This window comes from Algoriphagus aurantiacus, assembly GCF_035156405.1.
GTDB classification, from domain to species: Bacteria; Bacteroidota; Bacteroidia; order Cytophagales; family Cyclobacteriaceae; genus Algoriphagus; species Algoriphagus aurantiacus.
Genome location: NZ_JAXRUT010000011.1, coordinates 160,662 through 171,452, shown reverse-complemented (window position 1 = coordinate 171,452; position 10,791 = coordinate 160,662). Strand labels below are relative to the sequence as shown.

General features: G+C 37.4%; 5 protein-coding genes. 3 read left to right on the top strand and 2 right to left on the bottom strand.

The annotated features are described in order from the left end of the window. Nucleotides 1-121 precede the first annotated feature (121 nt). Complete coding sequence (locus tag SYJ56_RS12900; protein ID WP_323834684.1) at nucleotides 122-1,441, bottom strand: hypothetical protein; 1,320 nt, start codon at nucleotides 1,439-1,441, stop codon at nucleotides 122-124. Nucleotides 1,442-1,837: 396 nt separating this feature from the next. On the opposite strand from SYJ56_RS12900, the gene SYJ56_RS12895 reads away from it, so the two are divergent. Next, the gene (locus SYJ56_RS12895) at nucleotides 1,838-2,926 is read left to right on the top strand and encodes a BF3164 family lipoprotein (protein ID WP_323834682.1); all 1,089 of its coding nucleotides are present in this window, start codon (nucleotides 1,838-1,840) and stop codon (nucleotides 2,924-2,926) included. Between the two features lie 126 nt (nucleotides 2,927-3,052). On the opposite strand, the gene SYJ56_RS12890 is transcribed toward SYJ56_RS12895, so the two are convergent. Then, nucleotides 3,053-3,976 (bottom strand): 1-aminocyclopropane-1-carboxylate deaminase/D-cysteine desulfhydrase, encoded by a 924-nt coding sequence (locus SYJ56_RS12890; protein WP_323834680.1) that lies wholly within the window; start codon nucleotides 3,974-3,976, stop codon nucleotides 3,053-3,055. 58 nt (nucleotides 3,977-4,034) lie between these two features. Between SYJ56_RS12890 and SYJ56_RS12885 the strand changes: the two genes are divergently transcribed. Then, on the top strand, nucleotides 4,035-5,069 hold the full coding sequence (locus SYJ56_RS12885; RefSeq protein ID WP_323834678.1) for an RluA family pseudouridine synthase: 1,035 nt from the start codon (nucleotides 4,035-4,037) through the stop codon (nucleotides 5,067-5,069). Between the two features lie 1,070 nt (nucleotides 5,070-6,139). After that, entirely contained in the window at nucleotides 6,140-10,516 is a 4,377-nt protein-coding gene (locus SYJ56_RS12880; protein WP_323834676.1) for an AsmA family protein, read from the top strand. The last annotated feature ends 275 nt before the right edge of the window (nucleotides 10,517-10,791 follow it).

Genomic DNA, 10,791 nt, shown 5'->3' with positions numbered 1-10,791 from the left:
TCAGTTCCTTGGATAAATTTCATATAAAAAGATACAAAAATCACCCCATAAGTCCCATCGGGATAGTGGGTATTTTTAGTGAAATTTTGAAGGGGTTTTTAGACAGTCTGAGCAACTGCGGCTAGCTATATTTAGAGAAATCAGGAATGACACCCAAATCTTCCATGATTTGCGGTAGCTCCTTGTTAAATTTTTTTTCCAATGCATTGGCCTTAGCCTTTGATACTGCATCTACTGCTTTGCTAACCGAAATCCAACGCAGAGGATCATCTTCACTGGAAAGAATTAGCTCGTAGTATGGAAAGGTTTTCTCTAAATTGTTTTCGTAATTGAGTAAACACAAAATTGCCACAGCATAGAAAACAAAAACCTCCTGAGGATGAAAAGATTTTCTATGTGGCATAAGCTCCTGCAATTCAGATTTGCCTTCGATTATTTCCCAAGCTTTCCAGTATTGATTATTTTGTGTCAACTGGAAGGCATGGAACAGCCTCCCCAGCAGGTAATCAGGAAAATCTTTTACGCATTGTTCAAATTGCTTATCTCCTTCAGCGACATCACCTACTAGAAAGTAACTATTTGCCAAGTAGTTGCGAAAGATCGGCTGGTTTGGGTATTGATGGATTTTATCTGAAATTTGTCTCCTAAACTTTTTTATTCCAGACTTGTCCTCTGACTCCACGAGATTATGGAGTTCAAAATATAGAAATTCCAGGGCATCAGCTTCCTCTTCTTCTATTTCATGATCAGGCTCTTCGGTTATAATTAATTGCATGTGCGCATCTTTAATTTGCTGAGAGCGATGATCAGGTTTGATGGGAAAACTCTTCTCGTAAGCAAGGTCAATGGTGGAATAAACAAGTTTCTGGGCATTCCTTATCATATCTTCTTCATCAATAGCATCCTCGTCTTCAAACTCTTCATCTTCATCCCAGGAATAATCCTCATCCTCCCCGTCGTATGATAAAAATACCGGCTTACCATCTACACCAAACTCCAGGTCCATCAAAGGAATATCTTCGGTGTCCTCCTCCAAGATGTATTGGGTGAGATTCCAGTCTCTATGGGAGGGAATGTCATATTCTAAGGCAAAGTCAACTGCTCCATACACTAAATTATGCGCTAATACATAATCGCAGGTTACCATTTTACCACCCATGTTCAGCAAAAGTTCTTCAAACTCAAAAGTAGTTCGGTTAAAACCGAACATTGTATCCTTCACGCCCATACCAAGTATATCTGTCAGATAAGCCCCGAATGTAAGATTACCATTAGTATGTTTTCTGGTTACGATGACTTCAGCAAGTTTTGTCTGTTCCCAATCTTCATTAATATAGCAGATATGAATAGGCAATTGCCGGACCTTGGTCTGAAGATATTTCTTTGGGCTGATTGGTTGACTTTTGCTTGCTGTGCTTTTTCTTTTCTTGTTCTTTGCCATATAATAAAGAGTAATAGGTAGAGGTGTGGGCTTTCCAAATGTCAGACATTTGTTATATCTGTGCAATTTGAAGTAGAAGTAAATTTTAAGATTATTCCATAATTCATTGCTGTTATTCGGGATTTGCAATCCCGAATCAATCTTGTAGAATTTGTAATCCAGATTTTATAAGCAAATTTTGAAATACGAATTGGCTTTTGGGCTGGAAAAGGGAAGTCAGATTTAGCTGAGTTTTGGTGATTTTATACATGGTGATTGAAGTCAAGTGGATTACAAATCCATCAAATATCCTCGGGAATGCAAATCCCAAGGAGCGGGTCAATGATATTTTCTATATTTAGTTGAAAGTATCATCTATCCAAACTACTACTGCTTAGGTAAATCAATATTGGCATTATGGTTAAAAAGTTAATAATATTAGCAATAGCTTTAATATACATTGTCTCATGTCAACCAAAAGAAGCTTCTTCCAAGTTCTCCAGATTTACTGAATCAGATCTTCCATCTTCAATTACGTTATCAGGTAAAAAATATAATCTTGATTTTGTTGTAAATCCAGCTCAAATCCTTCTCAAGGATAGCATCATAATTATTGCAGAAAAGAAGTCAACTAATGATGATAAAATTCATATCCTTGATCGAAAAAGCAAAAAACTAATTCGTAATCTCGGAATTGACGGAGTAGGGCCAGGAGAAATCACAATAGGATATCCTCTAATGGATAATGGAGTAAAGAATGAATTCTGGGTGTATGACGGGCAGCAACTTAAATTTTGTAGATTCTCTCTTTTGGACACTTCAAAATTAGCCGTTGAACAGATAAGAGGATTAGAAATACCAGGGTTTATAACGAAAGCAACATTTACTTCATCCACAAATTTACTAACAACCTTAGTTGATGGATGGGGAAAATATTACGAGTTTTCAATTGAGATGGATACGATTGCTAGTTTTGGGAACTGGAAAGATATGATCGCAAATTCAGATTTACCAAGAAAAATAAAACCTGAGGATTTAGATGCCAATATTGTTAGCAACATATTCAGTGGGAAATTGAATGGCAATTTGAGAAATAATATTTATGTATTTGCTGGCAATAATGTAGGTTATTTGGATATAATTGATTTAAACAATAAAGAAATTAAAACAATCTGGGGCCCGGATCTTAACATACCTGAATTTGAAGTGAGATATGACCAGGGTTTTCAAATGCCTCAATTTGATCTAAGGACATTAACCATAAAGTATTTAGATGTCTATGTAGGCCAAGCTTCAATTTTTTTACTTTATTCCGGTAAAAACTTTAAAGATATAAGTTCAGAAGAGAGATTAAATAGGGTTTTTGAAATTGACTTCAATGGTAAACTTCTAAACCAATTTCAACTTGACTATCCTTTATATGGCTTTACGGTTGATGAGGATTCAAAACTAATCTATGGCCTTACTACAGATAAAGACCCGAATTTAGTTGAGTTCCAATACTGAGTTTTTGTTTGGAGAAACATAAAATCTCTATTGATAAAAACTAGGCTTTAGCTGAGATTTGGGTGGATTACAAATCCATCAATATATCCTCGGGATTGCAATCCCGAGTAGCTGGAGGAGCTTGTTTCACATTGAAAGACTCGGGAGTTTAATTCCAGTCATTTCAGTAAATCCAGTATTTCCCTGAAGTCCCCCTGAATGAATCATCAGAATTTTTGAGCCTTCGGAGAGATAGTCTTTTTGGATCAAATCCCAGATTCCGAAGGCCATTTTCCCCGTGTAAATAGGGTCTAGGACTATGTCGAAATTCTCATAAAACCACCAGATAAACCCGATTAACTCTTGGGTGTGCTTGGCGTAGCCTCCAAAGTGGTAATTGGTGAAAATCTCGTACGAGCCTTTACTACTAAGTTGATATGTAGTTGATAGATCGGCGATTTCTTTATGGATGAATTCGCCTTTTAATGAGGAGAATCCGACCAGCTTTTGGTGCTCAGAAAGTGAAGAATAAAGCCCTGAGAAAGTGCCTCCTGTACCAATAGAACTACAGATATGTGAGAATGACTGATCTTCCATATCTAGGATTTCTTTAGTTCCTTTTATGGCCAGTTCGTTGGTTCCTCCTTCTGGGATAAGGTAATACTCACCAAATTTTTCTGCTAGACTGGCGAGAAATTCAGGAGCAGTTTTATTTCTATAACTATTTCTATCTATAAAATGAAGGTGCATTCCAAGTCTTTCGGCATGTGAAAGGGTGGCATTGAGAGGTTCGGTTCTTTCACCCCGAATGATGCCAATGGCTTCTAAATTTTCGGCTTTCACAGCTTCTGCCGTGGCGTAGATATGATTTGAAAAAGCCCCTCCAAAAGTCAGAATCTTATTCTTTCTTTCGTTTTTGGCATTTTCTAGATTGTACTTGAGTTTGAAAAACTTGTTTCCAGAAACTTCCAGATGGACTAAATCCAGCCGCTTAATGGCAAATTCGATTCCTTTTTTCTCAAGAATAGGATGGGTAAGAAACTGAACAGGAACTGGATTTGGAAATAGCATTTATCGTGCTTTTTTGAAGAGGTGCCAAAGTTAAGCTTGATAATCTTATTTTTGCAGCATGAGCATGCAACCAGACGAAGATTTTGAGGAGGAAGAGGTAGACCTTTATGAGCATTACAAATTTGTAATTGACAAAGGCCAGACACCAACCAGGATCGATAAGTTTTTGACAGATAAAATAGCTTTTGCCACCCGAAATAAGATTCAGCAAGCGATTGATGCAGGTGCGATCCAAGTAAATGGAGAATCGATCAAAGGTAGTTATAAAGTAAAGCCACTGGATGATATTCGTGTGCTGATGGGCAAGCCCCCACGTGATACGGAGGTTGTTCCTGAGGATATTCCGCTAAATATAGTCTATGAGGATCAACATTTGTTGGTGGTAAATAAAGCCGCTGGAATGGTCGTTCATCCAGCTCATGGTAACTGGGCAGGTACGTTGGTGAATGCCTTGGTGTATTATTTTCAAAATCTCCCAGAGATGAAGGGCAATGAAGGAAGGCCAGGATTGGTGCATCGCATCGATAAGGATACTTCTGGGCTATTGGTAATTGCGAAATCTGAAGATGCGATGACACATTTGGCTTCGCAGTTTTTTCATCATACCATCGAGCGGACCTATTTGGCTCTTGTATGGGGTGAGATGGATGAGGATGTCGGCACTGTCACTGGTAATGTGGGGAGAAGCGCGAAGAACAGAAAGATAATGGATGTGTTTACTGATGGTAGCCAGGGTAAGCATGCAGTGACTCATTGGAAAGTGCTGAATAGGTTGCGTTACGTGTCGCTGATTCAGTGTAATCTGGAAACCGGGCGTACACATCAGATCCGTGCTCATATGAAACACCTGGGGCATCCGCTTTTCAATGATGCAACCTATGGAGGTGATAAAATCCGCAAGGGCACTCAATTCTCTAAGTATAAGACTTTTGTCCACAATGCATTTAATCTTTTACCACGACAGGCGCTACATGCGAAGTCATTGGGTTTTGTACATCCAGTGACTAAGGAAAAACTATACTTCGAAGCACCGATGCCTGAAGATTTTCGAGCGGTTTTAGATAAATGGGAGAATTATGTAAATTTTGAATAAGTGCGGTGAAATTGGTGAATGTTCAATTTTTTGTTGAAAATGATGTGATTTTGGCAACAAAACAGGTATTTTTAGGCCGTATCGGCAATATTGCTCTGATTCATTGAAAAATAGTCAATTTACGGCTCGATATTAATGCCGTTTTTATCAATACTGTATTTTTCAAACGATTTCATTAAAAATACTGTAAATATTCAGTTTTATTTTTGAATTATTTTTAAAAAACAAACTCGTCTGCTATATTTGAATCATACAAAGAGAGCAACACACGGTAGCCACTCAAAATACATTGAAATTACACAACACTGTAGGATGTTGAAACTGGCAGACAAGCCCTCCTGTCTCGGGGGTGGAGGTCATAGGATAAAGCATTTAGCGAGCTCGTAAATTTGCCTAACTACTCCGTGGAGGTTCGAATCCTTCTCCTACAGCAGGTTATTTTGGGTTTATTGTTAATTGACTAAAACCATGAAATTTTGTTTCATGGTTTTTTTTATGCCCTTTTCTTAAAGGGTTCAAAATTTTAATTTTGAGTTGCATCTAATTACCCCAATAAGATTTGGCATAAATAGCGTATAATTCTCATTATTGAATCCTTAGTGAGTTAGCTTAAATCACTCTATATTTTATTGAATCTATAATTAATGAATGTTATTTATATATAATCTGTAAAAAATTAATTTAATTGTTATCAGAATTTTAATAAACCAATGGTATTTCTAATTTTGAGTCAGCAAAATAAAAAATTGTTGCAGTAAATAGCTTTCAGCTGCTTTTAGAATACTGCTTATCAAACCTATTAAACCATTGGTTTTTTTTAAAACCATATCAATTGGCAAAAGGCCAGTAAAGAGAAAAATTCATCATTGTAGGATGTTGAAACTGGCAGACAAGCCCTCCTGTCTCGGGGGTGGGGAATCAAGGAAAAAGCGTAATTCAACCGGACTATTGCCTAACAGCCCCGTGGAGGTTCGAATCCTTCTCCTACAGCATAGAAAAGCAGCACTGAAGTGCTGCTTTTTTCGTTTAAATTTGTCTTAAATGTCTATTTTAGACGAAAAAACAGCTGAATGACAGAAGAGCATAAAGAAAAGCATTCAAGACATCCTTTTCGAAAAAAAGTTTTGAGATGGGTTATGTTTACTTTTTTATCCATACTTTTTTTGGAGTTCGTAGTCTATTTTGGCTCCAACCTCCTGCTCTCCAGCTGGGCAAGGCGAAAAATCAATGAAGCAGCTAAGGATATTTATTTAGTTGATTTTAATCGAGTCAGATTTTCTCTACTTCGACGCGGTCTCTTCATGGATGGAATAGTCATGAAGCCTACGGGAGAGCGTAAACCTGGTCAAAATCAAGCATTATTTGATTTGACCTTGGATCAGCTGGCACTAACAAATTTATGGTTCGATTTTTCTGAAGAGATTTTGTATGTGGGAAAGTTAGAGTTTAACAATCCAAATATTAGCATGGAATTACCTCCTAATGATAATACAGAAGGTAATGGTGAAACAAAGCAAGATGGTGAGGAAAAAGAATCTCCTGTAAAAGCACTTGAAGATGAACTTAAAAAGATAATTGATAAAATTAATTTCACAGGGGTTTATATAAGTGAATTGGAAATCAATAATGCCGATTTATTCTTTTTGAACTTCCTAAGCCAAAAGTCTCTAAAAGCAGAGAATACCAGGTTATTAGTGAATGATATCAACTGGGCGACCAAAGAGGAGTGGACGACTCCTTTCAATGCCAGAGGCTTTGAGTTTGAATTGGATAATGTGGACTTTCCACTTCCAGACGGGGTGCATTCCATTAGATCTGAGAATGTCTATATAAGTTCTCTGGATAACATCATCGAAATGAATGGTTTTCGGCTTACTTCAGATAAAGGAATCGAAAGTAAAGCATACTATGATGTCTATTTGAGCGAACTCCGTGTCGGGAACGTTGATCTGAATCAGGCATTTATGACCTCTAATGTTTTGATTGATGAAATTGTCTTAAATGATCCTGAGTTTACAGTCGAACAAAATATCATCAGCGAAAAAGATAGTACCGCGACTGGAGATCTAAATGAACTGATTCAGGGAATACTCAAATCATTTGAAGTTCAGGAACTGTCGGTGAATAGTGGAAAGTTCACTACGTATAGTTTGGCAGATACACTCAAAAATCGGATTGAAATCCAAAAGCTTGATTTCAAAATGATCAAATTTTATTTGGGTGAGGATGAATCCAGGAAAACTGATCAGTTTTTCTATGGAGAAGATGCGGCAATGGATATTGAAAATGCATACTTGTATCTGTCAGATAACGTCCATTTTATCTACGGAGATAGGATGAGTGTGTCTTCATTCAAAGATGAGATTATCATTGAAAATGTTCGTTTGGAGCCCAGAGAAGCTGCATTGGAAGGAGGTCAGGCTGACCAAATTATGCGTATTTCTCTACCTAGACTTGAGCTTACCAAGGCTAACTTGAAGCGTTTGTATAACGATGGGGTTTTTTATATTGATGAGATGCTAATTCAATCTCCCAAAGTGGAAATTACTGAGCTAAGCCAAAGTGCAGAAAATCTAGAAAGAGTACCAGTCAAAGAGCTTTTGGAGGGCTATATGGATGAGCTTTCCATTGGGAAAATGGATCTTAGAGATGGAGAAGTTCAGTTTAAGAATGACAAAGGAGTTAGAAGTGATGATATAGGATTTGAGAAATTTAGTCTGTTACTAGAAAAAGTCTTTTTGCAACCAAATTTGGACAGCGACGTGAGAAACCAAATCCTGGCAGAGGAAATGGTACTTAGTCTAGATAAATACAGACTTAAATTGAGAGATAATCTTCATGAATTTTTAGCAGATAGGGTATTGATAGATTCCAAAAATTCTCTTGTAGTGGTAAATAATTTCACACTGAGACCTGAAAATCCTGATTCTACTAAGGCAATTCTTGATACCTATGGCAAGTCAGTTATTCTCGATATATCTGTTCCAGAATTTCGCGTAGAGGGGATAGATCTTATGTCGGCTTACATGGATGAGAAGTTGATAATCAATCAAATTCTGATTCCATCTCCAGTGGCAAATTTTACTCGATTTAGGAAAAATAGTAGTGGTGATAATTCGACGAACTCCCTTGTAGAATCATCTGATGAAATAGAGAGTTTGCTCACTTCCTATTTCTCTTCAATTCAGATTGATTCTATAAGTTTTAGTAATGGGCAAGTTCAATACAGAAACTTCGCCGGAAAGAAGGATATTTCTCTGAGTGAAGATAGCCTGTCTTTGAATTTAAAAGGCTTTTATCTGGAAGAAGGACAGGTTAGCAGCTCTGAGAGAACTTTTTTTTCAGATGAAATTGACCTGATTTTGAGGAAATATGACTTTAGTGTAGCAGGAGGGAATTATGAGGTGGATACAGATGGTCTTCGGTTTAATTCTCGTTCCAAGACAATTGAAATAGATAACCTCACGCTAAGTCCAAGTAGTTCTATCGAGAGCAAAATTGCCCTATCCTTGAATCTGCCAAGTGTATCATTTGAGGGTGTTGATATTGAGTTATTCCTATTTGAGAATCAGTTGCAGCTCGATAAGCTTGCTGTAGATGGAAGTACGATAAATCTTGAGATTAATAGGGATTATCAGAAGGAGGTAAGTGATGAAAATGCTAGTCAAGGCATGGTTAAAACACTTCCGAAATCTATTGAGTTGGTTTCAATTGGTGCAATTGAAGCTACAAATTCGAAGCTAAGCTTGAAGTATAGAGTGGGAGAAGATGATTTTGAATCAATACACACCGATTTCGACTTAGGGATCAGTGGCTTGACTCTCGACTCTGCTGCTAATGCCCGTAAGGATATCGCTAGCTTGTTTGATGAGATTAATCTTACGCTGAATGATTTTTCATACACTTTGCCAGACAGTATCCACACGATCAAATTCTCTAATCTATATGTGGATAATTCGGCTGATGAAACAATATTTTCAAATTTTGAAATAGTCCCTAGTACTTTTACAGGGAGTCCTGGTTCGCCTATTTTTTCAGCCAAAATAGATGAACTAGGTGTGAGAAATAACACCATCCGAGATATCCAATCTACTGGTATTTTTGACCTTACACAATTGAGATTAATGAATCCCAAAATCGATGTATATCTCGATACAGCCAGTAAATCACGCAATCCTAAGCAATTAAAAGATTCATCAAACACAAAAAAAATAGGCCTAATTGAGTCTATTTTACTTCAAGATATATTGATTAACAATGGAGACATTGTATTACATAATAAAGAGTCGGGACAGATTCCTAGAATGGCATTTCATAATGTCAATTTTGGATTAATGGCACTCAATTTTGATCTGATGAATAAAAACACAGACTTGAGCCCTCAGGTTCTTTTAGAAAAGGACTTGAGTCTTTCGCTTTCGAACTACCAAGTCTATACAAAGGATAGCCTCAATAAGTTGAGAATTGGAAAAATAAGGTATCTGGATAATATGCTTGTTCTCGACAGTGTGCATTTTCAGCCAGCATTGGGTCGCTATGAATATTTACGCCAAAAAGGTTTCCAGGACAACACTATTGATGCTTTTGTAGAAAAGGTTCAGCTAGAAGAGATAGATTTTGATGAGTATTTCATCAATAAAAATCTAAAGGCACATGTACTAAGGCTTGATGGCCTAGAGATAGATGTGTTTAGAGACAAGAGAATTCCTTTAAAAGAAGGCATAATAAAACCTATGCCTCAGGAACTGATGGAAAATGCACCATTTAACCTGGAACTTGATTCAGTAATAGTTGAGAATGGAAATGTAAGATATCAGGAGTTTGCTCCGAAGGCAATGCTACCTGGTTCTATTAGATTTGAAGATTTGGACGGGTATATTGTTCCTTTTGTGATGCGAAAAAGTAGTGAGGAATTTCCTTTAAAATCTGCCATGCTTTCTGCGACTTCAAAGTTAATGGGAGATGGGGAAGTGAAGTTAAATACTAACATGTATTTTGGGGCGCCTTATCCTATGGATGTGGATGTGGAACTTGGCGAGTTTGACCTCACACTTCTGAACAACATGTTGACAAAAGGACTATTCCTAAAAGTGGTAGATGGCCGTGTCACAGATGGGAAGTGGGGCTTTAGAATGGACGATGATGTTGCTACGGGTAATATGAACTTTAAGTATGAGGATCTGAGGATTGAGTTTTTGGATTCTTTGACTTTGGAACGGGGAAGAGGGAAGCTTGGGATAATGACTTTTCTCGCTAATGTATTTACCAAAAGTAATAACCCGAGAAATTTTTTTAATCATCGGGTGACTTCACGAATCTACTTCGAGCGAGATAAGTCCAAATTCATTTTTGGCGGTTGGTGGCGAGCCACGTTTAGTGGTCTGAAAGGGAGTTTGGGGCTGGGACAACCGAAAGCTCCTAAGAGAGAGGAAGAGGAAGAAAAGTAGAGTTTACAAACTTTGCTTGAAGAGAAAAGCCCTTATGAAATCAATCATAAGGGCTTTATGTGTATTTAGGGCTTGCTGAAAAAGTCTCAGGTATGCCAGGTTCAAGGCGGCCGAGTGAAGATGTATGCTTATACCTCGAATGAGGCCAACGTAGAAGATGGTATGGCTGAGGCTAGCTTGAAAATATCGATTTTGAGATTTTCTGATGCATGGATAAAGACCTATTGTCATCAATAAGCTTGCACTTGCTGAAAAACCGTTCGTATGAAAAATGG

Excerpts from the sequence above, each read along its gene's own strand:
- SYJ56_RS12885 (WP_323834678.1), top strand. The coding sequence starts at position 4,035 with ATGAGCATGCAACCAGACGAAGATTTTGAGGAGGAAGAGGTAGACCTT.
- SYJ56_RS12900 (WP_323834684.1), bottom strand. The coding sequence starts at position 1,441 with ATGGCAAAGAACAAGAAAAGAAAAAGCACAGCAAGCAAAAGTCAACCA.
- SYJ56_RS12880 (WP_323834676.1), top strand. The coding sequence starts at position 6,140 with ATGACAGAAGAGCATAAAGAAAAGCATTCAAGACATCCTTTTCGAAAA.
- SYJ56_RS12895 (WP_323834682.1), top strand. The coding sequence starts at position 1,838 with ATGGTTAAAAAGTTAATAATATTAGCAATAGCTTTAATATACATTGTC.
- SYJ56_RS12890 (WP_323834680.1), bottom strand. The coding sequence starts at position 3,976 with ATGCTATTTCCAAATCCAGTTCCTGTTCAGTTTCTTACCCATCCTATT.